The sequence below is a fragment of the Glutamicibacter sp. ZJUTW genome, assembly GCF_008370855.1.
In the GTDB taxonomy this organism is placed as follows: Bacteria; Actinomycetota; Actinomycetes; order Actinomycetales; family Micrococcaceae; genus Glutamicibacter; species Glutamicibacter nicotianae.
This window is the reverse complement of the sequence record NZ_CP043624.1, coordinates 1,450,890-1,476,685: the sequence shown is the minus strand read 5'-3', so window position 1 is coordinate 1,476,685 and position 25,796 is coordinate 1,450,890. Positions and strand designations below refer to the sequence as shown.

Annotated in this window: 27 protein-coding genes and 3 tRNA genes; 10 read left to right on the top strand and 20 right to left on the bottom strand. The window is 65.5% G+C overall.

The genetic code is table 11. The features are described from left to right. Positions 1–42 precede the first annotated feature (42 nt). From F0M17_RS07005 to F0M17_RS06995, 3 genes are all read right to left on the bottom strand, one after another. Positions 43–115 (bottom strand) — tRNA-Lys (locus tag F0M17_RS07005). 433 nt (positions 116–548) lie between these two features. Then, positions 549–621, bottom strand: a tRNA-Lys gene (locus tag F0M17_RS07000). Positions 622–670: 49 nt separating this feature from the next. Beyond that, positions 671–743: transfer RNA gene (locus tag F0M17_RS06995), tRNA-Lys, on the bottom strand. A gap of 173 nt (positions 744–916) precedes the next feature. On the opposite strand from F0M17_RS06995, the gene F0M17_RS06990 reads away from it, so the two are divergent. The 3 genes from F0M17_RS06990 to F0M17_RS06980 all read left to right on the top strand — a co-directional run bounded on the left by F0M17_RS06990 (position 917) and on the right by F0M17_RS06980 (position 5,410). Further along, positions 917–1,849 (top strand): 2-hydroxyacid dehydrogenase, encoded by a 933-nt coding sequence (locus F0M17_RS06990; protein ID WP_149596753.1) that lies wholly within the window; start codon positions 917–919, stop codon positions 1,847–1,849. Positions 1,850–1,999: 150 nt separating this feature from the next. Next, entirely contained in the window at positions 2,000–3,844 is a 1,845-nt protein-coding gene (locus tag F0M17_RS06985; protein ID WP_168201971.1) for an ABC transporter substrate-binding protein, read from the top strand. Positions 3,845–3,916: 72 nt separating this feature from the next. Then, on the top strand, positions 3,917–5,410 hold the full coding sequence (locus F0M17_RS06980; RefSeq protein ID WP_256370210.1) for a malate:quinone oxidoreductase: 1,494 nt from the start codon (positions 3,917–3,919) through the stop codon (positions 5,408–5,410). Positions 5,411–5,487: 77 nt separating this feature from the next. On the opposite strand, the gene F0M17_RS06975 is transcribed toward F0M17_RS06980, so the two are convergent. After that, the gene (locus F0M17_RS06975) at positions 5,488–5,994 is read right to left on the bottom strand and encodes an OsmC family protein (protein ID WP_149596750.1); all 507 of its coding nucleotides are present in this window, start codon (positions 5,992–5,994) and stop codon (positions 5,488–5,490) included. Positions 5,995–6,379: 385 nt separating this feature from the next. On the opposite strand from F0M17_RS06975, the gene F0M17_RS06970 reads away from it, so the two are divergent. Then, positions 6,380–9,742 (top strand): efflux RND transporter permease subunit, encoded by a 3,363-nt coding sequence (locus F0M17_RS06970; protein WP_149596749.1) that lies wholly within the window; start codon positions 6,380–6,382, stop codon positions 9,740–9,742. Positions 9,743–9,829: 87 nt separating this feature from the next. Here the strand turns inward: F0M17_RS06970 and F0M17_RS06965 are convergent, their stop codons facing one another. The 3 genes from F0M17_RS06965 to F0M17_RS06955 form a co-directional block, all read right to left on the bottom strand. Then, entirely contained in the window at positions 9,830–10,465 is a 636-nt protein-coding gene (locus F0M17_RS06965; RefSeq protein WP_149596748.1) for a CueP family metal-binding protein, read from the bottom strand. A 33-nt stretch (positions 10,466–10,498) separates the two neighbouring features. Next, on the bottom strand, positions 10,499–11,101 hold the full coding sequence (locus F0M17_RS06960) for a DUF305 domain-containing protein (RefSeq protein ID WP_038991366.1): 603 nt from the start codon (positions 11,099–11,101) through the stop codon (positions 10,499–10,501). 93 nt (positions 11,102–11,194) lie between these two features. Further along, positions 11,195–11,629, bottom strand: coding sequence for a DUF6153 family protein (locus F0M17_RS06955; protein WP_149596747.1), 435 nt, complete (start codon positions 11,627–11,629; stop codon positions 11,195–11,197). Positions 11,630–11,773: 144 nt separating this feature from the next. On the opposite strand from F0M17_RS06955, the gene F0M17_RS06950 reads away from it, so the two are divergent. From F0M17_RS06950 to F0M17_RS06940, 3 genes are read left to right on the top strand one after another with little or no spacing between them, the layout of a single operon-like run. Continuing rightward, positions 11,774–12,226: a MarR family winged helix-turn-helix transcriptional regulator gene (locus F0M17_RS06950; protein WP_236641100.1), complete on the top strand. Its 453-nt coding sequence runs from the start codon at positions 11,774–11,776 to the stop codon at positions 12,224–12,226. A 34-nt stretch (positions 12,227–12,260) separates the two neighbouring features. Further along, complete coding sequence (locus F0M17_RS06945; RefSeq protein WP_149596746.1) at positions 12,261–12,683, top strand: organic hydroperoxide resistance protein; 423 nt, start codon at positions 12,261–12,263, stop codon at positions 12,681–12,683. Further along, entirely contained in the window at positions 12,676–13,113 is a 438-nt protein-coding gene (locus tag F0M17_RS06940; protein WP_073707554.1) for a DoxX family membrane protein, read from the top strand. Before F0M17_RS06945 ends, F0M17_RS06940 begins: the two co-directional genes overlap by 8 nt. Positions 13,114–13,220: 107 nt before the next feature. Here F0M17_RS06940 and F0M17_RS17440 read toward each other — a convergent pair whose 3' ends face one another. Genes F0M17_RS17440 through F0M17_RS06930 form a run of 3 tightly spaced genes read right to left on the bottom strand, consistent with a single transcriptional unit; the run spans position 13,221 to position 14,936 of the window. After that, a complete protein-coding gene (locus F0M17_RS17440; RefSeq protein ID WP_168201970.1) occupies positions 13,221–13,373 on the bottom strand; it encodes a hypothetical protein in 153 nt (50 codons plus the stop codon). A 23-nt stretch (positions 13,374–13,396) separates the two neighbouring features. Continuing rightward, entirely contained in the window at positions 13,397–13,978 is a 582-nt protein-coding gene (locus F0M17_RS06935) for a hypothetical protein (RefSeq protein WP_210416704.1), read from the bottom strand. A gap of 31 nt (positions 13,979–14,009) precedes the next feature. Continuing rightward, a complete protein-coding gene (locus F0M17_RS06930) occupies positions 14,010–14,936 on the bottom strand; it encodes an ATP-binding cassette domain-containing protein (RefSeq protein WP_149596744.1) in 927 nt (308 codons plus the stop codon). Between the two features lie 136 nt (positions 14,937–15,072). Here F0M17_RS06930 and F0M17_RS06925 point away from each other — a divergent pair, with 136 nt between their 5' ends. From F0M17_RS06925 to F0M17_RS06915, 3 genes are read left to right on the top strand one after another with little or no spacing between them, the layout of a single operon-like run. Continuing rightward, the gene (locus F0M17_RS06925) at positions 15,073–15,858 is read left to right on the top strand and encodes a sensor histidine kinase (RefSeq protein ID WP_149596743.1); all 786 of its coding nucleotides are present in this window, start codon (positions 15,073–15,075) and stop codon (positions 15,856–15,858) included. Further along, a complete protein-coding gene (locus F0M17_RS06920; protein ID WP_149596742.1) occupies positions 15,807–16,496 on the top strand; it encodes a hypothetical protein in 690 nt (229 codons plus the stop codon). Before F0M17_RS06925 ends, F0M17_RS06920 begins: the two co-directional genes overlap by 52 nt. A 31-nt stretch (positions 16,497–16,527) precedes the next feature. After that, entirely contained in the window at positions 16,528–17,196 is a 669-nt protein-coding gene (locus F0M17_RS06915; protein WP_083586897.1) for a response regulator transcription factor, read from the top strand. On the opposite strand, the gene csrA is transcribed toward F0M17_RS06915, so the two are convergent. The 10 genes from csrA to F0M17_RS06865 are packed head-to-tail and all read right to left on the bottom strand — an operon-like array spanning position 17,193 to position 25,761. After that, on the bottom strand, positions 17,193–17,465 hold the full coding sequence (gene csrA / locus F0M17_RS06910) for a carbon storage regulator CsrA (RefSeq protein ID WP_149596741.1): 273 nt from the start codon (positions 17,463–17,465) through the stop codon (positions 17,193–17,195). The genes F0M17_RS06915 and csrA overlap by 4 nt on opposite strands. 9 nt (positions 17,466–17,474) lie before the next feature. Further along, positions 17,475–18,518 (bottom strand): hypothetical protein, encoded by a 1,044-nt coding sequence (locus tag F0M17_RS06905; RefSeq protein ID WP_149596740.1) that lies wholly within the window; start codon positions 18,516–18,518, stop codon positions 17,475–17,477. Further along, positions 18,496–20,550 (bottom strand): flagellar biosynthesis protein FlhA, encoded by a 2,055-nt coding sequence (locus F0M17_RS06900; RefSeq protein WP_149596739.1) that lies wholly within the window; start codon positions 20,548–20,550, stop codon positions 18,496–18,498. The genes F0M17_RS06905 and F0M17_RS06900 overlap by 23 nt, the downstream gene beginning before the upstream one ends. A 16-nt stretch (positions 20,551–20,566) precedes the next feature. Further along, complete coding sequence (locus tag F0M17_RS06895; RefSeq protein WP_149596738.1) at positions 20,567–21,661, bottom strand: flagellar biosynthesis protein FlhB; 1,095 nt, start codon at positions 21,659–21,661, stop codon at positions 20,567–20,569. Continuing rightward, the gene (locus F0M17_RS06890; RefSeq protein WP_121866619.1) at positions 21,658–22,422 is read right to left on the bottom strand and encodes a flagellar biosynthetic protein FliR; all 765 of its coding nucleotides are present in this window, start codon (positions 22,420–22,422) and stop codon (positions 21,658–21,660) included. The genes F0M17_RS06895 and F0M17_RS06890 overlap by 4 nt, the downstream gene beginning before the upstream one ends. Continuing rightward, the gene (gene fliQ / locus F0M17_RS06885; protein ID WP_073707563.1) at positions 22,423–22,698 is read right to left on the bottom strand and encodes a flagellar biosynthesis protein FliQ; all 276 of its coding nucleotides are present in this window, start codon (positions 22,696–22,698) and stop codon (positions 22,423–22,425) included. 3 nt (positions 22,699–22,701) lie between these two features. Beyond that, a complete protein-coding gene (fliP, locus tag F0M17_RS06880) occupies positions 22,702–23,505 on the bottom strand; it encodes a flagellar type III secretion system pore protein FliP (RefSeq protein WP_121866618.1) in 804 nt (267 codons plus the stop codon). Next, positions 23,502–24,086 (bottom strand): flagellar biosynthetic protein FliO, encoded by a 585-nt coding sequence (locus F0M17_RS06875; RefSeq protein ID WP_168201969.1) that lies wholly within the window; start codon positions 24,084–24,086, stop codon positions 23,502–23,504. Before F0M17_RS06875 ends, fliP begins: the two co-directional genes overlap by 4 nt. Positions 24,087–24,088: 2 nt before the next feature. Next, positions 24,089–24,832, bottom strand: coding sequence for a flagellar motor switch protein FliN (gene fliN / locus F0M17_RS06870; protein ID WP_149596737.1), 744 nt, complete (start codon positions 24,830–24,832; stop codon positions 24,089–24,091). A gap of 2 nt (positions 24,833–24,834) precedes the next feature. Continuing rightward, the gene (locus F0M17_RS06865; RefSeq protein WP_244213597.1) at positions 24,835–25,761 is read right to left on the bottom strand and encodes a flagellar motor switch protein FliM; all 927 of its coding nucleotides are present in this window, start codon (positions 25,759–25,761) and stop codon (positions 24,835–24,837) included. Positions 25,762–25,796: the final 35 nt, after the last annotated feature.

The following is a 25,796-nucleotide window of genomic DNA, read 5'->3' as shown; positions in this document are numbered from 1 at the left end:
TATACAAAAAATCCGACCTGATGAATCAGATCGGATCTACTGTGCGCCCTCCGGGACTCGAACCCGGAACCTAATGATTAAGAGTCATTTGCTCTACCAATTGAGCTAAAGGCGCTTCCTCGCTCTGACTAGTTCTTTTTCAGAACCCGTCATTGCGACGTAGACAATCATAGGCAGAAATGGCGCAAAAGCAAAAATCGCCCAGCATCCAGTCCGCAAAGATAAACATCCAAGTCAGGTTCATGTTATCACGACTACGCCGATGACGAAGTAATCTAAAACACACGCAAGTTTTCGCTTCGGCAATGCCCATTGCCATCGCGCACCGTAGTTGCATATTCCATAACGCCGACCACCCGCTAGAAGTTCGCCATCGCGGTCGCTGCGCCGCGAGCCGCAAACGGGCATGAGTCGAAGCGCTGATCCGCCCCGGCATTGCCAGCGGACAAGCCCCGCGGCCGGTAAATTTCGGCCTGGCGCCATGACCGGAGCGCAGAATCGCGCATGGTCAACAAAAAAGGCCAGACCGAAGCCTGACCTTTGTTTCGTGCGCCCTCCGGGACTCGAACCCGGAACCTAATGATTAAGAGTCATTTGCTCTACCAATTGAGCTAAAGGCGCGTATTGATTTATATAAACAAGCTGTCTGGTGAACCGAACAAATTGTTCGTGCGCCCCCCGGGACTTGAACCCGGAACCTAATGATTAAGAGTCATTTGCTCTGCCAATTGAGCTAGAGGCGCCCGCTGCGATGTTCTAGAAGCTTTTCGGGCTTCGCGCTTTCGCAACGAGATAAAACTCTACCAGCAATTTCCCTCAGCGCAAATTCGATTGCCAGTATTCCGCGGTGACCTTCATTACAGGAGATGACTAGGGGTTACTACCAAAGAGCGGAAGGGGTTTGTACAGTGATTCCATGAGCACCCAACGAACGATTTCATTCCCCTCCCAAGAACTGATTGATGCGGTCGGACCGATCCCGGAAAATCTCAAGGCAGTGCTCTGGGACTTGGAGAACGACCCCGAGACCCCGCTGGAAGACATCGACATTGCCGTCCTTCCCTACATGGCGAATCCCCAGACGCTGAAGAACGTCCGCAAGGCGCCCAATGTCAAGGTGGTCCAGACGCAGACAACCGGCTTTGATGGAATGATCGACCTGATCGGCGACCGCGCCGATATCAATACAGCGGCCGGCGTCCACGCGGCGGCTACCGCCGAGATGGCACTGGGACTGGCCATCGCGTCCTTGCGAGGCTTTCCGCAATCGGTGCGCGATCAGCAGCAGGGCCGATGGAATCCCCAGCAATGGCCCGGGTTAGCTGACCGTACCGTGGGCTTGGTTGGCGTGGGCGGCATCGGCGAGGAGATCCGCAAGCGCCTGGAGCCTTTCGAAGTCAATCTCTTGCGCTTCGGATCGACCGCCCGCACCGATGAGCATGGCGAGGTCTTCGGAACCTCCGAGCTGGCGGCTCGTGCGCCGGAAATCGAGGTGCTGATCCTGATCGTGCCACTGAATGATTCCACCCGCCACCTGGTGGATGCGCAATTGCTGGCCAAGCTTCCTGACGGCGCGACGGTCATCAACGTGGCCCGCGGTCCGGTGGTGGACACCGACGCCATCGTGGCGGAAGTCGCCTCGGGCCGCTTGAACATGGCATCAGATGTCTTCGACCCGGAACCGCTGCCTGCCGGCCATCCCCTATGGCAGCACCCCAATGCGTTGGTCATTCCGCACAATGGCGGGAACACCAAGGCGTTCTTCCCGCGCATGGTGAAGCTGCTCAAGAAGCAGGTGCAGGCCTGGGCGGCGGGCAACGACGGCGAGAACCGCGTGCACCGCAGCTAACAATTTAGTGACAGTTGACGGCTCCGGGAGTTTTGGCTCCCGGAGCAGTGGACGTGGTGCGCTATCTTTGATAAATACCTTTGCGCATTGCTCCCTGCTTGTTCCCTGCGCAAAGCAGTACCGCCTGCCGAAGGAAGATGAGCCATCCCCGTGCCCGAATTGCCACCGAAACCCGTATCACGACGCGCATTGCTGACCGGTACATTGGCGACAACCGCACTGGCGCTGACCGCCTGCACCGGCAATTCCGGGCCCGCTGCCTCCGCTTCGCCCTCGGCCTCCGCCAGCGCGAAGCCTGTTCCGCGGACCCTGCGCTTGGCCGCAGCCGCTCCCCCGGTCAAGCTTGATCCAGCCATCGTCGGCGATAACGAATCCTTCCGGATCACCCGCCAGGTTTACGAAACACTGGTCGATATCGATCCGGATACCGGCAGCACCGTAGCCGGCCTGGCCGAGTCCTGGACCGAAAGCCCCGACGGCCTGCGCTACACCTTTACCCTGCGCCAGGGAGTGCTCTTCCATGACGGCACCGAATTGACCGCAAAGGCAGTGGTCGCCAACTTCAACCGCTGGGAGAACTTGTCGCCGCAGCTGCGCACCGCCTCCAGCCAGGGTTTCGCGAACATCTTCCACATCGACAGCGACATCCCCAAGCTGCCCACCGCCAGGGAACTTGAGAAGACCTTCAAGAGCACTGGCGAGGCTACCGAAGAAGAGCTGGCTACCCAGCAGTCGCGCACCGAGCAGCTCGAAGAGTTGTCCAAGCAGTTCGAGACGAAGCTCTTTGAAGGCAAATCCTCCGCGGGTTCGGCAAGCTATTTCGCGTCCGTCGAGGCCACCGGCGAGTACGTGGTCACCTTGAACTTGCGCCGCAGGCTGCCAGGGCTGGTCGACGCGCTGACCTTGCCGGGCATGGCCATCGCTGCACCCAGCGCGTTGACCGGCGGACCAAAACAGAATCCTGCCCAGTCGCTGTCCACCCACCCGGTAGGTACCGGGCCCTACGCCTTCGTCTCCAATGGCAACGGCGTGGTGCGCCTGGAGATCTTCAAGGACTACTGGAACCAGGCGCGCCTGGACAACAACGCCGGGCATCCTGAAGTCGCGCTGATCTCCGCAGTTCCTTCGCCCTACAACCGCGAAGGCGCGCTGCTGGCCGATGAAATCGACGGCTTCGACATGGTGTCGGTGGACATCATGCGCACACTGGTGCGCAATGCCAAGGTGGTCGTCCAGCGCGACCCCTTCTCGGTGCTCTACCTGGGCATGGACCAACGCAACAAGTGGCTGGCCAAGCCGGATTTCCGCCTGGCCATCGCCCATGCGATCAACCGCAGCTCGCTGGCCGAGAAGCTGTTCCTGCAAGGATCCAAGCATGCTTCCACCCTGCTGCCTCCCGCGCTGAGCATTCCGGCTCCGGAAGAAACCCCCAACCACGACGCCACGAAGGCCAAGGCGTTGCTGGGCGAGCTGGGCTACGACGGTGAAGAAATCGAATTCGCCTATCCGCTGCGGGTTTCGCGCAATTACCTGCCGTTGCCCGAGCGCACCTTCGCGCAGATCGCCGACGACCTGGCCGCGGTGGGGATCCGCATCAAGCCCAAGCCGATCGCCTGGACCGACGGCTATGTGCAGACCGTGCAGTCCAAGGACTTCAATGGGCTGCACCTGCTGGGCTTCTCCGGCGGCTACCGTTCCGCCGACGACTTCCTTTCGGGCATCCTGGCGTCCAAGGAGAATGAGTTCGGCTACACCTCGGCGTTACTTGACTCACAGGTCATGCTGGCTCGTTCCGTCCCATTTGGCGAGGAGCGGACCGCTGCCTATGCCGATATCCTCAAGACCCTGAACACCGATCTGCCCGCGCTCCCCTTGGTTTTTCCGATCTCTGCGCTGGCGTTTAACGGGAACGTCACCTTCTATCCGCCATCGCCAATGCTCAACGAGTGCTACGCGGATGTGCAGATGACGAATTCACCGTCCATCTCAAGTTAGCGACCGTTAACCCAGTTAACGATTTCTGGCCCCCGGGGATATGGGTCTACTCTGGGAGAGAGCAAAGTATCACTGTCGATGGAGATCCTCGTGCCTTCTGAAACGTCAACCGAATCTTTTGACGTAGTACTAATCGGTGCCGGCATCATGAGTGCCACCCTTGGCACCATGATCAACCAGCTGGAGCCAACCTGGTCCATTGGTCTTTTCGAGAACCTGGACAAGGCCGGGCAGGAATCCTCCTCCCCTTGGAACAACGCAGGCACCGGCCACTCGGCACTGTGCGAGCTGAACTACACCGCTGCCAAGGCTGACGGCTCGGTCGATCCGGCCAAGGCCATCGGCATCAACGAGCAGTTCCAGGTGTCCCGCCAGTTCTACTCGTGGGCCGTGGAGAACAAGCGCGTAGCTGACAACAGCTTCATCAACGCCCTGCCGCACATGTCTTTCGTCATCGGCGAGGACCACTCCAAGTACCTGCAGACGCGCTACGAGGCGCTGAAGCCGAACGTTCTGTTCGACGAACTGGAAATCACCAACGACCTGGGCACCATCAACGAGTGGACCCCGCTGGTCGCCAAGGGCCGCGACGCCTCGCAGAAGGTCGCCGCGTCCCGCGTGGTCTCCGGCACCGACGTCGATTTCGGCCGGTTGACCCGCGAGTTGACCGACTCGCTGAGCGCCGCCGGCGCCTCGGTGAACTACGGCCACAAGGTCAAGGGCCTCAAGCGTTCGGGCGCCGGCTGGGAGCTGACCGTCAAGGACAATGCTTCGGGCGCCGTGAAGAACGTCAAGGCCAAGTTCGTGTTCGTCGGCGCGGGCGGCGGAGCACTGCCGCTGCTGCAGAAGGCAGGCATCGACGAGATCAAGGGCTTCGGCGGATTCCCGGTCTCCGGGCAGTTCCTGCGTTGCACCGACGAGACCGTCATCGACCAGCACCATGCCAAGGTCTACGGCCAGGCTTCCGTGGGCGCACCTCCAATGTCGGTGCCGCACCTGGACACCCGCTTTGTCGACGGCAAGCGCTCGCTGATGTTCGGCCCGTACGCCGGCTTCTCGATGAACTTCCTGAAGTCCACCGGCCAGCTGGATCTTCCACTGTCCCTGCGTCCGCACAACATCATCCCGATGCTGGCCGTGGGCAAGGACAACCTGGATCTGACCACCTACCTGATCAAGGAAGTTCTCAAGTCGCGCGCCAAGAAGGACGAGTCGCTGGCAGAGTACTTCCCTCAGGCGGATGGCTCCAAGTGGGAACTGATCACCGCTGGCCAGCGTGTCCAGGTCATCAAGAAGGATGCCAAGAAGGGCGGCGTGCTGCAGTTCGGCACCGAGGTCATCACGTCCTCGGACGGCTCGATCTCCGGCCTGCTCGGCGCTTCGCCAGGCGCGTCGACCGCTACCCCGATCATGATCGGCCTGCTTTCGCGTTGCTTCCCTAAGCAGTTTGCCGGCTGGGAGTCGAAGCTGAAGGACATGATTCCTTCCTACGGCCAGAAGCTGAACGAGAACCCGGCACTCTACGCAGAGGTCAAGGCAGCTACCGACAAGTCCCTGGGACTGTAGCCACCTAGCACCACGAGAACCGCCCACCAGCAATGGTGGGCGGTTCTTCGCATATCCGGGCTAAGCAGTACTTCGGGTTATTGCACCGACGCGGCGACCTCGATGTCCAGCGGGGATTTCAAGGTCTGGAGCACCACGCAATACTTTTCGGTGGCCTCGATCAGCTGCGCCACTTCCTGCTCGCTGGCCTCGGTCTGCAGCTCGAAAGACAACTTGATCGAACTGAAGCCCACCGCGACGTCGGGATCCAATCCCAAGGTGCCGCGCACATCCAGCACGCCGCTCGCGTGGACGCTGACGCTCACGCTCAGCGAGCGGTTGATCGCCACCGTGGCCAAGGTGACACCGGCACATGCCACCAGCGCCTGCAGGAGCATATCCCCCGAGCAGGCCAATGTCCCGTCCCCGCCGGTGGAAGGGTGCAGGCCGGCGTCCACCAGGGCTTGGCCGGTGTGCACCGAGCAGGACAGCCCTTCTTTTCCGAGCGTTCCGCTGGCCTCCAGCACGAGGCTTCCAGCCTCCGGCTGCTCGCGGTACAGCTGCTTCAATGGCTTCTGCACGCTGCGTAAGGTATCCCGATCCATGGCTGCCCTGCCCCTCTGCGAAGTTCCGCGGGACGATCCCGTAGATCGAGTATGCGCGCGATTCGGGCCAAAAGAGCCGGGCGATCGGCAGATTCTTCAACTGATCAATGGCAACGGCAATTCACAACGGCCGGGATCGCTTTCCAATGTTTCCCGCCCAAGGAAGCACCCGCGGCATCCGATGACGCATGGGTCAGGCCGGCTGAATGGCGCAAGCCCGAAAAATCAAAAAGCAGCATCCAATTCCGGCCCCGTGCGGCTGCCGGGTAGTCCATTCGGATGATTTTTGCGTGCTTAACATCTCTCGGTGACCGTTGTGCAACGGCAACCAACTAAAGTTGGATATAAGCCCTTCCCACTGCGACACAACGAGGACCGCACCCGCATGCAGCGCTTGGCCATCTTGTCATTGAAGAACCGGGCGCTCATTGCGCTCATCACGGTTTTCGCCGCCGTTTTCGGCGCGATTTCCATGGGATCGCTCAAGCAGGAGCTGATCCCGGAACTGGAATTCCCGCAGATCTCGGTCATGGCAACCCAAATGGGTTCCAGCCCCGAGGTGATCGACGAACAGGTCGCCGAACCGCTGGAAACCGCGCTGCAGGCTGTCGAGGGCTTGGAATCCTCCACCGCCACTTCGCAGACCGGCTTCACCCGCATCGGCTTGACCTTCGAATACGGCACAGACATGGACCGCGCCCGCACCCAGGTGGAACGGGCCATTGCCAACTCCAAGTCCCAGCTGCCCGAGGATGTGGAGCCGACCGCCTTCGCCGGTTCCATCGCCGATTTCCCGGTGCTGGTCCTGGCGGTCTCCTCGGACCAGTCGCTGGAAGCGCTGAACGACGACGTGGAGCGCATCACCCTGCCCAAGCTGCAGAAGATCGACGGCGTGCGCGAGGCCTCGGTCTCCGGCGGCTCCTCCCAGCACATTGCGGTGATCCCGAAGGACAGCCAGATGCGCGAGGCCGGGCTGTCCGTCGCGGATCTGAAGGACGGCATCGAGAACGCCGGCTCCCCCATGCCGATCGGCAACATGGACGTCGACGGACTGGAGCTTCCGGTGATCGCCGGTTCCACCCCGGATACCCTGGACGCCATCAAGGACATCCCGCTGGTCACCGACAACGGCCCGGTGCTGCTCAAGGACGTCGCCGAGGTCTCGGTGCAGGCCGACGAGGCCACCAGCATCACCCGCACCAACGGCGAGGAGACCCTGTCCATCCAGGTCACCAAGACCCCGGATGGCGACACCGTAGCCATCTCGCATGCCATCACCGCGATGCTCGCCGAGCTGGAAGCGGAGCTGGGCCACAAGGCCACGATGACCACGATCTTCGACCAGGCGCCGTTCATCGAGGATTCGATCAAGCACCTGGCACTGGAAGGCGCGCTGGGCCTGGGCTTCGCCGTGATCATCATCCTGGTGTTCCTCTTCTCGGTACGCTCCACCCTGGTCACCGCAATCTCCATCCCGCTGTCGCTGATGGCGACGTTCATCGGGATGAACGTTTTCGGGTACACGCTGAACATGCTGACCTTGGGCGCTTTGACCATTTCCATTGGCCGCGTGGTGGATGACTCGATTGTGGTCATCGAGAACATCAAGCGCCATCTGGCCCACGGAGAATCCAAGGCGCAGGCCATCTTGCTGGCGGTCAAGGAAGTTGCCGGCGCCATTACCGCGGCGACCCTGACCACCGTGGCGGTGTTCCTGCCGATCGCCCTGGTGGGCGGCATGGCCGGCGAGCTGTTCAGCCCGTTCGCGCTGACCATGACCATCGCGCTGCTGGCCTCGCTGCTGGTCTCGCTGACCATCGTCCCGGTGCTGGCGTATTGGTTCCTGCCGCACCGCCCGGGCAGCGGCGAAACCCACACCGTGCACGTAGCCGAAGACAAGTCCTGGCTGCAGCGCGCCTATATCCCGGTGCTGAAGAAGACCCAGAAGCACCCGGTCATCACGCTGTTCGCCTCCGTGCTGGTGCTTGCCGGTACCGTGGCGATGACCCCGCTGCTGAACACCAACCTGCTGGGTTCCACAGGCGAGAACTCGATCTCCATCACCGCCGAAATGCCGTCGGGCACGGCCATGGAAACCACCGAGAAGGAAGCGGCGAAGATCGAATCCAAGCTCGCGGACATCGACGGCATCGAAGATGTCCAGCTGACCGTGGGCACCGCCAGCGGCATGGCGGCCATGTTCTCCTCCGGCTCTGACACCGCCAGCTTCACCGTGATCACCGATCCCGATGCGGACCAGGAAGCGCTGAAGAACACGGTGCGCGAGCAGGTCGAGGCACTGGACCTGCCCAAGGACCTGGATCTGAGCTTCGGCTCGAACTCCTCGGCCATGATGTCCAGCGATGTCACCGTCGAGATCAAGGCCCCGGATGAGGGAATCCTTCGCGAGGCGACCACCGCGACCCGCGAGGCGCTGGAAGGCACCGAGCACATCACCGAAATCTCCGATAATCTCTCGGCCGAACGCGAGCAGGTATCCATCGATATCGACGCCACCAAGGCCGCCGAGGCCGGGCTGACCGAAACCCAGCTGGCGGGAATGGTCGCCTCCCAGGTCTCCCCTGTTCCTGCCGGTACGCTGCGCCTGGACTACACCGACATGACGGTGCAGATCGGCGAGGGCATGGACCTGGACAGCCTTGACAAGCTGCGCGAGCTGAAGATCCCGACCGCCGCCGGCGTCAAGGAACTGCAGGACCTGGCCACCGTGGAACGCGCCAAGGTGGTCCAGCAGGTCACCACCTCCAACGGCGAGCGGATCGCCACCGTCACCCTGGCCCCTGCAGAGAACATGCTCGGGGATGTGTCCAAGAACGTCACCGAGCGCCTGGAGTCGGTGCAGCTGCCCGAGGGCGCCACAGCCGAAATCGGCGGCGCGGCCACCGAGCAGGCCGAGTCCTTCAACCAGCTGTACCTGGCGTTGCTGGCGGCCATCGCGATTGTCTACGTGATCATGGTGGCCACGTTCAAGTCCCTGATCCAGCCGCTGATCCTGCTGGTCTCGATTCCCTTCGCCGCCACCGGCGCGATCGGCCTGCTGCTGATCTCCGGCATCCCGCTGGGACTGCCGTCGCTGATCGGCATGCTGATGCTGGTGGGCATCGTGGTGACCAACGCGATCGTGCTGATCGACCTGATCAACCAGTACCGTCAGGACACGCCGGAGCGCCCGGCCATGGCCCTGGAGCATGCCATCATGCACGGCGCCCGCCAGCGCCTGCGCCCGATTTTGATGACCGCACTGGCGACCATCTTCGCTCTGGTGCCGATGGGCCTGGGCCTGACCGGCCAGTCGGGCTTCATCTCCCAGCCGCTGGCCGTGGTGGTCATCGGCGGCCTGGTCTCCTCCACCTTGCTCACGCTGATCCTGGTGCCGGTGCTCTACCGCCTGGTCGAGTCCCGCAAGGAGAAGAACGCCAAGGCCCGCTCCGCGCGCAAGCATTCTGCGCAGCAGCACACCGCGGCCCAGGACCTGACCCGTGCCATGGACAGCGCCAGCGCCAAGATCGCGCCGGAGGCTGCACCGGCAGCCGATGCCAAGACTAAGGCCAAGTCGGAAGACAAGGCCTTAGTCAAGGACAAGGGCAAGGCTGGCCAGAATGAAAAGCCGGCGGCACCGGCCGAGCAGGTCGTCAACCCGTTGACCGGACAGATTCCGGTCTCGCGCAAGGAACGCCGCGCGTTCGAAGAGATGATGAAGCAGACGCCGCCCAAGGCTGACGGCTAGCTTTCAGCATCGATAGAACTCGGGCCTGCAACCACAGCGGTGGTTGCAGGCCCGAGTTCTATCGTGCTCTGCCGGCGGCAATTGGTGCTACACCAGCTGCAGCTCCGTCAGGCAGGTAGCGTTCTCATCCCCGGCGGTGGACACCGTGGTCTGCGCGGTCTTTCCCTGGTACGTGAACTCCAGCTCCACCGTAATTCCCCGCGGAACCCACAGGCCGATAAATCCGTTGTCGAAGGATTCCATTTCCTTGTCCACCAGAACTTCACCGGTATCCGAGTTGACTGCCTTGACTTTCATTTCCACGCCTTGCAGCTGCCCCACGCAGGTGGTGAGGCTATGGAAATGGCAGCTGTGCGTCTGGTCCACGTAGGGTGCGGCTGAGAGGTAGTACTGGCCTTCGGGCAGCGGCAGGTTCGCGGTGCGTCCCGATTCATCGGCCAGCACCAGCTGCGTTGGCTTCACCTGGGCGGTGAAGTCCTGAGGCCGTTGGTCCTTCGGCAAGCGATCGAGCTGGTCGATGACCTGCTTGGCGTCCAACCCCTCCAGTCCCAGCTCGGCAAGGAACTGCCCTGCGTGCTCGGCGTCGATCGCCGTCGTGGCAGACTGGCTTGCTGGCTGCCCGGCACTGCACCCTGCGAGGAGGGCCAATGCCAGGACGGTTCCAGCGCCGGTTGCCGCTGCCTTCCAGCGTGCAGTGCAAGGGGGCGAAATTCGTTGAGTCAAGTGATATCCCATCTTCCTGGTTCGCAGCACCGTTTACAGGCCGGCCAGCAGCTGCTTCATCTCGTCGATTTCAGTGGTTTGCGAGTCGATGATCTGCCCAGCCAATTCCTTGGCCTCGGCATCCTGGCCGTCCTCCAGCTCCGACTCGGCCATGTCCACCGCACCTTCGTGATGCATGATCATCTGCTCGAGGAACAGCTGCGCCGCTTCCTTTCCGGAAGCTTCCTGCAGTGCCTTGATCCCGTCTTCCGGAACCATGCCATCGTGCTCCATGCTGCCGTGGTCCATGCCTTCTGGCATGTCCCACTCGTCCAGCCATCCATCCATTCGCTCGATCTCCGGCGCCTGGGCTGCCTTGATGCGCTCGGCCAAGGCTGTGACCTCCTGCGGGATGTCTTTCTTGCCCAAGATCATCTCGGACATCTCGATCGCCTGTTCATGGTGCACCTTCATGCCCGAAGCGAAAGCCATATCGGCATCGTTGGCTGACGCTGACTGGTCCATGGAATGGCCGGCATGCGAATCGGACGCTGAGGCGCTCGGCGCCGGGGTACTTGATGATTCCCCCGAGCATCCGGCGAGGGCGAGCGTTGCGCCCAGCACGAGGGCGCTGCAAATGAGGATCTGCTTGTTCATGGTAATTCTCCTGGTGGATATCGAACGTGAACGGCGCCCGCCTGCGGCGGCGCCGGAACCAGCCGGAAGCCGGTGCGTGGACCGGCCAAGCCCTCACGTTCGGCAGATCCCCAAGGCAACCAGATCAGGTTTTTCCGGCCCGATACCAGGCAGCGCCGATGCCGCGCACAACGTCTGCGGGAACGCCGTCGGGAGCACGGCTACGGTATGCGGCGGGCGCAAGAACAGCAGCATGGCCAGCAGCGCCAACACGCAACCCGCGGCGGCCATGCCATGGTCCATCGGACAGTCGGCGCAGCCCTGCTCCGAGCCACCCGCGTCGGCTGGCGGCGCATGTGGCGTGGGCTCGGCGTCTGCCGGATGTGCATGGGCCACCGGGGCCAAGGACTGCGTCTGGGCTCCATGGTTCATCACATGCATCGAGAACAAGCCGAGAAGCACCGCGCTGATCAGGAACAGCGAGCGGACGACCGCCAGGCGGGGGCAGTTGCGCCCGCTGGCCTTCGTCGGGTGTTTTCCGATGCTCATGGATCCCAGCTTAGCGACGGCAGCTCACGGACGCGAAGCGCGTCCACGTCCAAATCCCCGTTCTGCGTTGATTGCAGCTCCAAGCTCGGATAAACCATTAATATTTAAGTTGTGCACAATTGAATTGTGTGCAATCATTATTCCATGGCAATAGTTGACGATATGGTGTGCTTCTCCCTCTACTCGGCAAGCCGGGCAACCACTCGCGCATATACCGAACTGCTCGCCCCGTGGCAGCTAACCTACACCCAGTACTTGGTGCTCGTTTCACTGTGGACCGAAGGCGATAAGCCGGTGCGCGAGATCGGCGAAATGCTCCAGCTGGACTCCGGGACCCTGTCTCCGCTACTCCGCCGGCTGGAGCAGAAGGGCTTTATTGAACGCCGCCGCGATGGCCAGGACAGCCGCGTCGTCAACGTCAGCTTGACTCCCGCTGGAACATCCTTGCGCAAGGACTTGGCGCACATACCGGCGCAGATTGCTTGCGGTACCGGACTGCCGGACATGCAAAGCGCCAAAGCGCTGCTGGCAACCCTGCACCGCATCACCACTTCCATGCAGGAAATCCCTGCTCCGGAGGGATCCTCCGGAAAATAGCTGCGAGCTTTTACCATCAACGAAAGGCAATTCCATGGAAACCCTGTACACCGCAGAGTCCCTGTCCACCGGCCAAGGCCGCGAAGGCCGAGTCCAGACCCCCGACGGCAAGCTCGACCTGGTTTTGGCCTCCCCGGCAGAACTAGGCGGTTCGGGCGCCGGGACCAACCCGGAACAGCTGTTCGCCGCTGGCTACGCCGCTTGCTTCCACTCGGCATTAAATCTGGTCGCGCGCGGCCGCAAGGTAAAAATTGAGGACTCCAGCGTCGGCGGCCGTGTCCACCTGAACCGCGACGGGGAGAACGGATTCAAGTTGTCGGTAGAGCTGGAAGTCATCATTCCCGGCCTGGAACCCGCACTGGCCCAGGAACTGGCTGATGCGGCTCACCAAGTCTGCCCCTACTCCAATGCCACCCGCGGCAACATCGATGTCCTGGTGAGCGTCAGCGATGACTAGCTCCCGGGAGGGGAAGCCGCTGGGCTTCGCCCGGCACGGAGCACGGATAGCGCTCGGCTCATTTCTCGGCTTCGCCGGGGTCAGCCATCTGACCTTTGCCCGCGAGGAATTTCGCTCCCAGGTCCCGGACTTCGTCCCGCTGGATCCGGATCTGACGGTCATCCTTTCCGGAGTCGTGGAAATCGGCCTGGGACTTTCCTTGCTCGCGCTGCTCAAGAATCGGGTAGCCGTGGGCTGGATCGCCGCGCTCTTCTTCGTCGCGGTGTTCCCCGGCAATTTAGCCCAGTGGCAGGAGGGACGCGATGCGTTCGGCTTGGACACCGACGCGAAACGACTGGCCCGGCTCTTCTTCCAGCCGGCGCTGATAGCGCTCGCGCTGTGGAGCACCGCAGCATGGCGCGACCGGGCCCAGCTGCGGTCCAAGGCCTAGAGAAGCGGCGGCATGCGCACGGCGGGAGTTTCGGGCATCACGCCGGATGCCCCGCCGTGCACTGCCTGCGCAATTTCGCTGGCCGGCGGCCTGGCGACCGCCCATGGCTAGGCATCCCGACGTTTCAAGCTGATGCATCCGGCGCCCAGCAAGGCCACGCTCCAGGCTACCAACACCAGCAGGGCTACCGTTGGCCCGTAGGGTTCGCTGGCTCCGGTCGCCATGAACGTCGCCGCGCTGGTTGGCAAATACTGGATCACTTCTTGGATCCACTCAATAGGGATCAGCTGCAGAATCTGCGGCAACCCGATGACCAGCATGATTGCACAGACGATGGTCCCGCAGAATTGCGGCAGAGCCAACCCAATCCAAGAACCATCAAGCTCAGCAACGCCAGGTAGGTTCCGGCTCCTAGTGCCGCGGACACCATGTCAGGGAAACTGAATGTGCCGTACTCCCCTGCGCTCAGCGCTGTGGGAATGGTGGCCAGCAAGATCATCACGACACCGGCCAGGAAGTTCACGATGAACAGCAGTAGCGCTTTGGCCCCGAGGAATATGCCGCGTCGCGGGACAGCCTGCAGGGAGCTGGCGATGGTTCCGCTGGAGTACTCGTTGGTGATGTGCAGCGCTGAGGCGGCCGCGAAGAACAGCTGGCCGAATTGCAAGGTGGCGAAGGCCAGCAAAGGGGCTGGCATCGCGGTGTCGAAGCCGTTGTCCCCGCTGGCTTTCGCGCTGATGCCCAGGACCCAGCTCAACGCGATGGTTGCCACGAACTCGGCAAGGAACAACCCGGTCAGGGATCGCAGGCCAAAGAACTTGGTGGTTTCCGCTCGGGTTGCGGCCATCAGCGCTGGGGCTGACAAACCGGACGTGCTTGGTTGATTGCTGGCGAGCTCATTTGCCCATCGCCTTTCCTGCCGTGCTTGAAGTGAATTCCACAGTGTCTCTTGTCAATTGGTCATAGGCCGATTCAAGTGATCCGCGTGCCTGGCTCAACTCGTGCAGTTCGAAACCGTTGCTGAACGCGATGGCGCCGACTTCCGCCAGGGAAAGCCCGGAAATTTCCAGACGGTTTCCGCCACCCTCAGTGATTTCAGCACCGTGGCCGGCCAAGGCTCCGGCGAGCGCCGAAGCTTGCGGCGCGCGGACTGTAATCACCTGCTGTGCGAAGCCCTTGATGAGCTCGTCGGTAGGTGCCTGGGTGATCAGTTCTCCGCGCCCAATCAGGATCAGCTGGTCTGCAACCTGCTGCACTTCGCTCATCAGGTGGCTGGAGACGAAAACTGTCCCTCCCTGGGCGGCCCGGTTCCTCATGAGCTGCCGGATCCAGGCGATGCCTTCGGCGTCCAGGCCGTTCATCGGCTCGTCCAGGATGAGGATCTGCGGGTCGCCGAGCAGAGCGGCGGCGATGCCCAGGCGTTGGCGCATGCCGAGCGAGAAACCGCCGATGCGTTGTGCCGCTACCGATTCGAGTCCGGCGTGGGCCAGGACTTCATCGATGCGGCTGGCCGGGATCTTGTTGCTTTGCGCGAGGGCTTTCAGGTGCGTACGAGGCGTATGTCCGGGGTGGCCGGCGGTTCCTGTGATGTGCGCTCCCACGGTGCGCGTCGGATAGCGCAGTTGTTCATAGCCCACCCCGTTTATCAGCGACTTCCCGCTGGTGGGTGCATCAAGTCCGAGGATCATGCGCATGGTGGTGGATTTGCCGGCCCCGTTGGGTCCGAGGAACCCGGTGACGGTTCCGGGCTCTATGGTGAAGCTCAGTTCGTTGACGGCTCGGTTGTTCCCGTAGTCCTTGGTCAGCGAGTCTAGGGTGATCATGGGGTTTCCTTCCATTTGGCTTCCACTGTAGGAACCCGCCCCGTCCCTGCGCCCCGGGCATTGGTCCCTACTTCGGCCCGCCATTCCCCTACTAAAGTCGGTGTTGCCTGGGCTCCAGCCTGACTAGCATGAAGACATGCTTTCTTCTCGCGTTTCCCGGGCCGGCTGGCGGGTCCAAAAATGGTCCCAGTGGCTGTGGCTGTCCGGCCTGGGCCTGGCGGCCTACCTGGTGCCTATTTCCGCATCTGGAGCCTGGCTGCTGCTGGCCCCTGCGGCCATCGCCGTCGGCTACGGGGCCGGGCGACGCGTTGCTTCCTTGTCGGCCGGCGTCACCGCCTTATGCCTGGGCGGCGCCTTGGCCGCAATCTCCCTGGTCTTCTCCGCCCACCTGAGCGTGCTGGGCTTCGTGCTGAACCTGCTGACAGCTGTGGTGCTCTTCGTGCTGCTGCCCTGGTTCATCGGCCGCTCGCGCCGCATCTCGTTGGAGTTCCGGCGGCAGGAGCGCGAGCACCTTGTCATCCAGGCGGGCCTGCGGGAACGTTCGCGGCTGGCCGGGCAGATGCATGACCAGCTGGGCCACGACCTTGCCTTGCTGGCCCTGCAGGCCTCGGTGCTGCAAGTGAGCGTGGCAAAGGACTCGCCGGCCCAGGCGCAGGCGGCGAAAATCCGTGAGCAGGCCGACGCCTCGGTGGACAACTTGCACCGCATCATTGGCGTCCTCAACGATCCCCAGGCTGCGGCTCCCCTGTCTCCGGGCACTGCGGTGCCAGAGATCCTGGGTCCTATTGGCTTGGCCCCGTTGGAAATCATCGCGCGCGCCGAGTCCGAGGGGATGTCGCTGGCCTGCATCGACGAGCAGGGATTGAGGGATTGCTGGCGCAGGCGGCCACCTCCTCCTGGGGGCCGTTGCTGGCCTTCGTAATCCAGGAGGCCCTGACCAATGCGGCCAAGTACGCGCCGGATTCGGCGGTACGGATCACCATGGCCGGGGATCTGCAGCGAGTTTCCCTCGAGATTTCCACCGACCTGCCCGACCCTGCCCCCGCCCGCCGATCCGGGGCCACCGGCCTGGCCTCGCTGCGGGACCGGTTGGAGGCCCAGGGCGGGCAGTTGCAGGCCAGTCCGTCTGCCGGGCGGTTCACCGTGCATGCGGAGATCCCCCGCAGCGCCGCGCCAGTTGCACTGGCATCCGTGCCGGCCACTGCCACGCGCAGGCCGCGCCGGTGGCTGGCTGTGCTCATCCCGGCGGTGATCGTGCTCGCCTTCTGCTTCGGGCTGTACCAGCTGCAGGCGGCTACCTACCGGGCCACCGGCCTGTCTCCGGCCAGCTTCAGCCAGCTATCAATAGGGATGGACCGCGAGCAGGTGGAGGCCATCGCCACGGCCAAGGGACTGGATGAGCCGTTGCCAATCATCGATGCCCCGCTGGCCCCGGCCGGTGCCCAATGCCGCTATTACGCCGCACGCAACGGTCCGCTGGATCTGGGCAGCGACATGTTCCGTCTGTGCTTCAGCGAGGGAACACTAGTGGCCATGGATCACCTCTACCCGCTGGACTAGGACTGTGATGATTCCAGGAAGAAGGAAGAACATGGCAGATGCACGCGTGCTCACATTGCTGCTGGTGGATGACGATGCGCTGATTCGCGCCGGGCTGGCGGCCATCCTCGGCAGCGCTCCGGGACTGCGGGTTATCGGCGAGGCAGAGAACGGGGTGCGCGGTCTCGAACTGGCCAGCCGCCTGGATCCGGATGTCATTCTCATGGACATCCGGATGCCGCAGCTGGACGGGCTCTCCGCCTTGGAAGAGCTCATCGCCCGGGATCCTGCGGCGAAGGTCATCATCTTGACCACCTTCGGGGAAGAAGAATACATCGATCGGGCCATGGCCCACGGGGCCAGCGGCTTCATGCTCAAGAGTTCTGCACCCGAGGAACTGATTGCCGGGGTGCACGCGGTGGCCGACGGAGCTGCGGCGCTCTCGCCGCGCATTGCACGGCGGCTCGTCGAACGGGTGCGCGGCATCGACACGCAGTCCGCGGCCGCCGCCGTGGCACGGGTTTCGGCCCTGACCGGTCGGGAGCTGGACGTCTTGGCCTTGGTCGGGGCAGGGCAGTCAAATGCGGAAATCGCCGGGCAGCTGGTGCTGACCCAGGCCACAGTCAAGGGGCATATGACCTCGATCCTGCTTAAGCTCGGCGCACGCAATCGGGTGGAGGCGGCCCTGCTGGCCTACCAGGCAGGTGTGGCGCGCGCCTAGCCCCCGGCCGGGGGCTGCCGGTGCGCGGCATCCGGTGCCGGGGCGGCAAACAAGGACTTGAGCTTGTCCTCGGCGGCCGGGCCTGTGCTGGCGGCTGCTTTCTGGTTGGCCTCGATCACCGCGGCGAGCACCTCGGCCCGGTGGATTTTCACGCCCTTTGGCGCGTCGATGCCCAGTTTGAGGGAGTCGCCTTTGGCTTCCAGGACCGTGACCACGATGTCCTCGCCGATCAGGACCTGTTCTCCAACTTTTCGAGTAAGTACCAGCACCGTTCCATCCTACCGGGTGCCGCGAGGCACCGGGAGGTGCCCGGCGGCATCCAGGCGCAGTAACGGGTAGCCCAGCTCAAGCACCGAGTCCGGGGTACCGGTCAGCTGCGAATGCAGCACGAGCACCCCGTGGATCCCGATTCTCCCGCCCAGCTCGCCCACCCAGCGGGCGGTGTCCTCGGACTTGTGCCGAGCATCAACCACCACCAGCAACTGGTCGGCCCCGAGGACCTCCAGCCGTTCGGCCGCGTCCGCCGCGGCGCTAAACCCAGCCAGTGAATCGGCGAGCAGCACGCTGCAGCCTTCGGCCACGGCCGCCGCCCGGGTTTTCATGGCGCTGCGCCGGTCGGTGACTGGCCGGTGCAGGGCATCTGGCTGTCCGGTGGTGCGCAGCATCACCGATCCGTCGTCCAGTGCCGCGGCCGCAGTCACGGCATCGGTGCCCAGCCCGACCAGCAGCACCAGGTCCCCCACCTGGCGGCGCACGGCGAGCTCTGCGGCACGGGCCACCGGGGCGGCTTGGCGGGGTGTTGCAGGGCGAAGCTTTTGCCCGCGTGGTGCTTCGGCGCGGCCGGCGGCACGGCGCCCGGCCGCCGGTTCCAGTGCAAAACTCTGCTCGTCTAGAATCGAGGCAAAGTCGCTGCCCTGGCTGCCGACTGGGGCGGCCTGCCGCGTTGCCAGGCGGGTCTCGGAGGACTCGGCGGCAGCCAGCAGGCGTTCCAGCCCGGATTCGGGATGGCTTCCGGGCCGCGGCGGGACCTGCATCCGCGCTCGGGTGCGCAAGCGCGAGCCGGGCTGCCCTGGATTGGGCTGGGCCGTATTGGGCTGGGCCGTTTTGGGCTGCACGGGGTTTGCCGGGGACGGTGCAACTGGCGGGCGGGCATCGCGGATCTCGATGACCGCCTCGTAATGGTGCTCGCGCAGCAGCCCTCCGACGCGCGGCGTAGTGATCTTCTCCGCCGAGACCAAGAAAGCATCGGGGCCGAATTCGGCGACGGCCCGCTCCTGCAGCTGCCGCAGGCTGCTGCCCTTAAGCAGGAAGCGCGTTGGCACCGCGGATCACCCCCACCGTCTCGATCTGTGCCCCGCCGGCGGTGGCCTCCTGGTAGGAGAGCACCGCGGCGAAGCCTCCGGCCTGCCCCAGCAGCCGGCGCACCGCAGGGCGCAGCGCCGGGGCGCACACCAGCACCGCCGAAACTGCGCGGGCCTCCAGCTCGGCGCCGAGCGTCTTGGCCGAGTCCAGCACGCCCTCCAGCCGCGGGGCATCGAGCATGATCTGGTTGCCGCCCTCGGCCGGGCGCAACGCCTCGAGCATTCCCTGCTCGAGCACCGGGTCGATCATCGCCACCTTCAGCACCTTGCCTTCCAGGTAGGGCGCGGCGATGGCGGGGCCCAGCGCCTCGCGGGCGGCCTCAACCAGCGCTTCGGGGGCGGTGCCGTTCTTGGCCTGCAGGGCCAGGGCCTCGTAGATGCGCGGCAGGTCGTTGATCGCCACCTCCTCGGCCAGCAGCCCCTGCAGCGCCCGCTGCACCTCGGCCAGCGAGAGCAACCCGGGGATGAGCTCCTCCACCGCCGAGGGGCTTTGCTCGCGCAGCGCGTCGGTCATCACGCGCACGTCCTCGCGGGAAAGCAACCGCGGCGCCTGGGCGCGCACGATCGAGGACAGGTGGGTGACGATGACCGAGACCCGGTCGATGGTGGTGGCTCCGGCCATCTCCGCATTGTGCCGCAGCTCTGCGGGCACCCACTTGCCCGGCAGCCCGAAGACCGGCTCGTGCACCAGTTCCCCGGGCAGCGCGCCCAGCTGCTCGCCCAATGCCAGCACCTTGCCGCGCGGGGCGGTGCCGCGCCCGGCTTCCACCCCGGCGACCAGGATGGCGTAGCTCGCCGGCGGCAGCGCCACGTTGTCCCTGGTGCGCACCGGGGGCAGCACCAGTCCCAGCTCCATCGCCACGCGCCGGCGCAGCGCGCGCACCCGTGCCAGCAGGTCGTCTGCCCCGCCGTTGACCACGTCCACCAGGTCCGCGGCCAACTGCACCTCGATGGCGTGCACGCGCATCTTCTCCAGCAGCTGCTCCGGGGTTTCGGCCGCTTCGCTGGCCTGCTGGTTGGCTTCGGCGACCTTCTCGGCGTCGGCCTCGCGCTGCTCGCGGGCCTTGATCCGCAGCGAGAACCAGATCAGCGCCGCGCCGATCAGCACGAAGGGCACCTTGGGCATGCCGGGGATCAGGGCCAGGGCGATGGCCGAGCCGCCGGCGATCAGCAGGGCGGCGCGGGACTGGCCCAGCTGCTTGCTGGCGGTGGCACCCATGTCGTCGGCCGCATTGGAGCGGGTGACGATCATGCCGGTGGACACCGCCATCAGCAGGGCCGGGATCTGGGTGGCCAGCCCGTCGCCGATGGTCAGCAGCGCGTAGGTTTCCAGCGACTCGGCCAGGCCCAGGCCGCGCGAGAGCATCCCGATGCCGATGCCGCCGAGCAGGTTGATGATGATGATCACCAGCCCGGCGATGGCATCGCCCTTGACGAACTTGCTGGCTCCGTCCATCGCCCCATAGAAGTCAGCTTCGGCTGCCACCTCGGCCCGGCGCTCGCGCGCCTGGCTGTCGGTGATCAGCCCGGCGTTCAGATCCGCATCGATGGCCATCTGCTTGCCTGGCATGGCGTCCAGGGTGAAGCGCGCGCCCACCTCGGCCACGCGCTCGGCGCCCTTGGTGACCACCACGAACTGGATGACCACCAGGATCAGGAAAACGACGAAGCCGATGACCAGCGAACCGCCGATGGCGATCTGCCCGAAGGCCTCGATGACCTGCCCGGCGTAGCCCTGGCCGAGCACCAGCCGGGTGGAGGCGACGTTCAGGCCCAGGCGCAGCAGCGTGGCCACCAGCAGCAGCGAGGGGAAGACGGAGAAATCCAGCGGGCGCTTTGCGAACATGGTGATCAAAAGGATCACCAGGGAAAGCAGGATGCTGGTGGCGAAGAGGGCATCGAGCAGCGCCGCCGGGACCGGGACGACCAGCAGCAGCACGATCCCCACCACGCCCACGGGCACGGCTACCTTGGACAGGTTGGCAAAGTTCATTGTTCTTCCTCGCTTCCTAGCCGGCGGCCGGCGGGGCGGACGGGGCGGTATGGATTCCGGAGGCCGCTCCCCGGGCTTTCAGGCGCATCACGAAGGCCAGCACCCGGGCCACGTCGGTGTAGGCCGCCGCCGGGATCTCCTGGCCGATCTCGCAGTCCGCGTGCAGCGAGCGGGCCAGGGCGATGTCGCGCACCAGCGGCACCCGGTGCGCCGCGGCTTCCTCGCGCAGCTTCGCCGCGATCTGCCCGGCGCCCTTGGCCACCACCGTCGGTGCGGATACGCCCGGCTGGTAGCGCAGGGCCACCGCCACGTGCGTGGGGTTAACGATGACCACGTCGGCATCGGCCACCGCGGCGATCATCCGGTTGCGGCTCAGCGACAGCGCCCGGCTGCGCCGCTGGGATTTGAGCAGCGGGTCGCCCTCGCTGCGCTTGTGCTCGTCGGCGACCTCCTTGCGGGTCATCCGGGTGTGCTTGCGGTTGCGCCGCATGACCACCAGCACGTCGGCGGCGGCCAGCACCAGCCCGGCGGCCACCGAGGCGCGGATCAGCCAGCTGGCTCCCTGCCCGCCGGTGGACAGCAGCGAGGACAGCGGCAGCGCCCCGGATTGCAGCAGCAGCGGCATCATCCAGGCGATGACCAGCCAGAGCACCACCCCGATCACCAGCACCTTGGCCAGGGCCTTGGCCCCCTGCCACAGGGCGCCGAAGCCGAAGACGCGGCGCAGGCCGGACACCGGGTTCAGGTGCGCCGGGTCCAGGGTGAACTTGCGGAAGCTGATGCCCCCTTGCAGCGCGGAGACCGCCACGAGCACCACCAGGCAGACCGCGAACAGCGGCAGGATGATCCCGCCGATCGCCCCAAGCGCCCGGGCGAGCAGCGCCAGGGCCACCGCCGGCTGCGGGTCGGCGGCCAGTGCGTCCAGGGCGGCGAACTGCTCGCGGCCGGCTTCCTGCGCCCGGTGCAGCACCCCGGGGACCATCAGCGCCGCCGCCGCGATCCCCAGCCAGGCGGCCAGGTCCTGCGAGCGGGTCGTCTTGCCCTTGGAGCGCACCTCCTTCATCCGCTGGCTGGTGGCCTTTTCGCTGCGTTCCCCCGCTTCCTGGCTCATCGCGGCACCACCGCCGGCAGCGCGGACAGCCCGTCGCCCACCAGGGCGGAGACGACGGAGGGCAGCACCACGAACACGGTCCCGGCCAGGGCCAGGGTGATGAAGATCTTCAGCGGGAAGCCCATGGCGAAGGCGTTCAGCGCCGGCGCGGCCCGGGTCAGCAGCCCCAGCCCGAGGTCGGCAAGGACCAGCACCACCAGCAGCGGCCCGGCGATCTGCACGGCGGCCAGGAACATGCTGCCCAGCAGCTCGCCCAGGTTCTCCGCCATCGCCGGCAGCGCCAGCCCGGCACCCAGCGGGATCGCGGAGAAGGAGCGGTAGATTCCGGCCAGCACCAGCTGGTAGCCGTCGGAGGAGACCAGCAGAGCCAGGGCGGCGAAGTGGAACAACCGGGCGAACTGCGCGCCGTTGACCATGGACTGCGGGTCGAAGCCCTGGGCCATGGAAAATCCGCCGAACAAGTCGATCAGGTTTCCGGCCGACTGGATGGCGGAAAAGGCCAGCATCACCAGGAAGCCCATGCCTGCCCCTGCCAGCAGCTCGGCCAGCAGCGCGCCGAGGTACCCGGCGGTGTCCAGCGAGCGGTAGCCTTCCAGCAGTCCCGGGGTGGTGGCCAGCGCCAAGCCCACGCCCAGCATCCCCCTGATCCGCAGCGGGATCGCCCCGTGCGAGAAGGGCGGTGCCACCACCAGGAAGGCGGTGATCCGCACTGCGGCCAGCAGCAGCACCTCGAGGAAAGCCAGCGGCAGGGTGAACTGCATCTAGCTCCCTCCCAGCAGCCCGGGGATCCGGCCGAAGAGCTCGTGGGTGAACAGCACGGCCTCGGAGATCATCCAGTGACCGCAGACCACCAGTGCGATGGCCACGGCCACCGCCTTGGGCACGAAGGACAGGGTGATCTCCTGGATCTGGGTCATCGACTGGAACAGCGAGATGGCGAAGCCCACCACCAGCGAGGTGACGAGCACCGGGGCGGCCAGCTTGGCGGCGAGCACCAGCCCGGACAGGCCGATGTCCAGCACGGACGCGGAATCCATGGCTCAGCCTCCCGCCAGCTGGTAGGAGCCGACCAGGGCCGTGACCACCAGGGACCATCCGTCGACAAGCACGAACAACAGGATCTTGAAGGGCAGGGAGATCATCACCGGAGGGAGCATCATCATGCCCATGGACATCAGGGCCGAGGCCACCACCAGGTCGATGACCAGGAAAGGCACGAAGATCACGAAGCCGATGATGAAGGCTGCGCGCAGCTCGGAGACCATGAACGCCGGGATCAGCGTGGACAGCTGGACGGCCTCCGGGTTGGCCGGGTTGGGCAGTTCCGCGGCGCGGGTCATCAGCGCAAGGTCCGCCTCACGCGTGTGGGCCAGCAGGAATTCGCGCAGCGGCGCCAGCCCGTGCTCCAGGGCGGTGGACAAGTCGGCGGTGCCATCCAGGTAGGGCTGCACGCCCAGCTCGTTCATCTGCCCGAGCACCGGCGACATGATGAACAGCGAAAGGAACAGGGCCAGGCCGGCCAGCACCTGGTTCGGCGGAATGCTCGGCAGGGACAGGGCGTTGCGGGTGAAGGCGAGCACCACGAAGATCTTGGTGAAGGAGCTGGCCATCAGCAGCAGCGCCGGAGCCACCGAGAGCAGGGTGATGGCAATGAGCGTGACGATGCCCGAGCTCGGGGTGCCGTTGGGGCCGTTGATTTCCACCGACAGACCGCCGTTGCCGTCGCCGCCGGGCTCGATCGGGGCGGCCAGCGCCCCGGCCGCGGGCAGCAGCAGCCAGGCCAGCACCGCGGCCAGCACCAGCAGCACCCGGCACGCCGCACGCCGCGGTGTGCGGGCGCTCACCGCTTCGGTCCTTGGCGCAGCGCCTGGCCGGCATCGCGCCAGGTCTGCGCGTCCAGGATGGACCCGGCGACCAGGCTTGGACGCCCGGCACGGCGTGGAGCAAGCGGCCCGGGCTCAGGCAGTTCGGCCCGGTGGCGGCGCAGCTCGGCGTCGAAGTCGACCACCTCGGGCAGGGTGCGCCGCCCGCGCAGCACCGGCTGGCTGGCGGTCGGTGCCTCGCCAGCTGCCGGCTCGATGGCGGCGGGCAGCTCGAGTCCGGCGGTCGGCTGCTCGTCCGCCCCCTCGTGCTCCGCGAAGTCCAGGGACTCGTCGCCCCGTCCGGGGCCGGCAGGATGGCTGCCGGGCATGCTGTCCAGGACGTTGACCGCGGAGTCCGAGACCCCCAGCAGGTAGCGCGAACCGCAGGCCTCAACGAGCACCACCGACGACTTGGGGCCGATGGCCTGGCGGGAGATGACCTTCAGCGCCTCGTCCTTGGGTGCGGTGAAGCGTGCCGGGAGCTTCTTGCGCAGGTAGAAAAGCAGGCCGAAGACCGCCGCCAGCGAGACGAGCACCCGCAGCAGCAGGAACAGGCTGTCCACGCTCAGGCGCCCATCGCCTCGGTGTCCAGGATCCGGGTGATGCGCACGCCGTAATCCTGGTCCATCACCACCACCTCGCCCTGGGCGATGAGCCGGCCGTTGAGCAGCACGTCGGCAGGGGCGCCGGCCGAGCGGTCCAGCTCGATCACGGTGCCCGGTTCCAGGCCGAGCACGTCGCGCACCGACATCCGGGTGCGCCCGATCTGCACGGTCAGCGCCATTTCCACATTCGAGATGCGCGAGAGCCGGCTGGCCATGTCCTGTTCTGCGGCCGGCGCCGGGGCGGCGGCGCTCGGCGCGTTCTCGCGCAGGCGCAGCGCGAAGAAGCCTGCCGCCTCGCCGGATGCGGTGCGCAGCTCGAAGCCGACGGTGTCGGTGGCGGCCAGGGTGGCCTCGGCGCCGATGGAGGGTTCCACGGTGAGCACCCCGGCCCCCAGCACGCCGGTAGCCGCATCCAGCGCCGGGCGCAGCAGGTCTTCGGCGCCCAGGCGGGCGCCGCGCCGTTCGGAGGACGCGCCGAGCTGGCGGGAGTGCAGGTGCAGCACCACATCGGCGGACTGCTCCCCGACAAACGTGGCGCTCACCACCGGGCCGGTGGCCCCGGGGAGCCACTGGTGCCGCGAGCCCGTATGCAGCACAGCTTCGATGCCTTCGGCGGTGGGCAGCATGGCGGCCAGGGCGCTGGCCGCGGAGGTGTACATGGCTGTGGAATGCAGCACCGGGGCGTGCTCTGGGGTCTCGTTCATGCTCAGCTTTCTTGGGTGGTGACGATGACGGCGGCGGCCCGGCCGCTGCGCGAGCCGGCAGCCGCGGTGCCGACCCGGTGGTTGCCGGCCAGCAGGTCGAAGGGCTGGTGCACCCGGTGACCCAGCGGCAGGATGTCCCCGACAGCCAAATCCAGGATGGCCTGCGGCCTGACCGCCGATGGGGCGGTGGCCAGCTGCACGTCCACCGGCACGGTGCCCAGCGAGGCAGCCAGCAGGGCTTCGGAATTCCCGCCCGGTTCCGGCTCGCGATTCTCCCCCAGTTGCTCCAGCAGCAGCTCGGCGGGCAGGGCGACCGAGGCGCTGGCGCTGCGCTCGCCCACCCGGACGGTGAACCAGGCGGTGATCAGCAGCTGGGATTTGTCCGCGGCCTGGGCGAATTGGGACTGGTGCGCGATCGAGGAGACCTGCAGCCTGCGCGGGAGCAGGGTGCCCAGCGAATAGTGCAGATCCTCCAGCGCCTCGTTCATCAGCGAACGGATGAGGGTGGCCTCGATGCGGGTGAAGGCCCGCTCGGGCAAGGTTCCCGGGGCCGGGCTGCCGAGCATCCGGCACACCCAGCTCAGCGCCTCGCTGGCCGGGAACTGGATGACCGCCCGGGCCTCGGTGCCCTCCGGCTCGCACAGCACCATGGTGGTCAGCGCGGGCAGCCCCGCGACGTAGTCGTCATAGGCCTGCATCTGCACGGAGACGAAGCCCACCTGGCACATGACGCGGATCTTGGCCGTGAGCTGGGTGCCCCACTGGCGCGCGAAGGTCTCGAAGGCCAGTTCGAGGATGCGCGCGTGCTCGCGCGCGAGCGTGGTGGGGCGGCGGAAATCGTAGACCGGGGCGGCGGCCTGCGCCGCGGCGGCGATACGCTCAGGGCCCGGTCCGCCAAGGCCCGATGGCAGGGATGTCACGGTACCCACTGTCGGCCGCTTCCGGGGCGCGGTAAGCCGGCTCT

What these genes read in the sequence shown, in the direction of transcription:
- F0M17_RS06960 (WP_038991366.1), bottom strand. Translation starts at nt 11,101, where the DNA reads ATGAACAAGCAGATCCTCATTTGCAGCGCCCTCGTGCTGGGCGCAACG.
- fliN (WP_149596737.1), bottom strand. Translation starts at nt 24,832, where the DNA reads ATGAACGAGACCCCAGAGCACGCCCCGGTGCTGCATTCCACAGCCATG.
- F0M17_RS06940 (WP_073707554.1), top strand. Translation starts at nt 12,676, where the DNA reads ATGACTAGCTCCCGGGAGGGGAAGCCGCTGGGCTTCGCCCGGCACGGA.
- F0M17_RS06890 (WP_121866619.1), bottom strand. Translation starts at nt 22,422, where the DNA reads ATGCAGTTCACCCTGCCGCTGGCTTTCCTCGAGGTGCTGCTGCTGGCC.
- F0M17_RS06970 (WP_149596749.1), top strand. Translation starts at nt 6,380, where the DNA reads ATGCAGCGCTTGGCCATCTTGTCATTGAAGAACCGGGCGCTCATTGCG.
- F0M17_RS06955 (WP_149596747.1), bottom strand. Translation starts at nt 11,629, where the DNA reads ATGAGCATCGGAAAACACCCGACGAAGGCCAGCGGGCGCAACTGCCCC.
- F0M17_RS06950 (WP_236641100.1), top strand. Translation starts at nt 11,774, where the DNA reads ATGGCAATAGTTGACGATATGGTGTGCTTCTCCCTCTACTCGGCAAGC.
- F0M17_RS06900 (WP_149596739.1), bottom strand. Translation starts at nt 20,550, where the DNA reads ATGAACTTTGCCAACCTGTCCAAGGTAGCCGTGCCCGTGGGCGTGGTG.
- F0M17_RS06945 (WP_149596746.1), top strand. Translation starts at nt 12,261, where the DNA reads ATGGAAACCCTGTACACCGCAGAGTCCCTGTCCACCGGCCAAGGCCGC.
- fliQ (WP_073707563.1), bottom strand. Translation starts at nt 22,698, where the DNA reads ATGGATTCCGCGTCCGTGCTGGACATCGGCCTGTCCGGGCTGGTGCTC.
- F0M17_RS06915 (WP_083586897.1), top strand. Translation starts at nt 16,528, where the DNA reads ATGGCAGATGCACGCGTGCTCACATTGCTGCTGGTGGATGACGATGCG.
- F0M17_RS06990 (WP_149596753.1), top strand. Translation starts at nt 917, where the DNA reads ATGAGCACCCAACGAACGATTTCATTCCCCTCCCAAGAACTGATTGAT.
- F0M17_RS06930 (WP_149596744.1), bottom strand. Translation starts at nt 14,936, where the DNA reads ATGATCACCCTAGACTCGCTGACCAAGGACTACGGGAACAACCGAGCC.
- F0M17_RS06975 (WP_149596750.1), bottom strand. Translation starts at nt 5,994, where the DNA reads ATGGATCGGGATACCTTACGCAGCGTGCAGAAGCCATTGAAGCAGCTG.
- F0M17_RS06925 (WP_149596743.1), top strand. Translation starts at nt 15,073, where the DNA reads ATGCTTTCTTCTCGCGTTTCCCGGGCCGGCTGGCGGGTCCAAAAATGG.
- F0M17_RS06895 (WP_149596738.1), bottom strand. Translation starts at nt 21,661, where the DNA reads ATGAGCCAGGAAGCGGGGGAACGCAGCGAAAAGGCCACCAGCCAGCGG.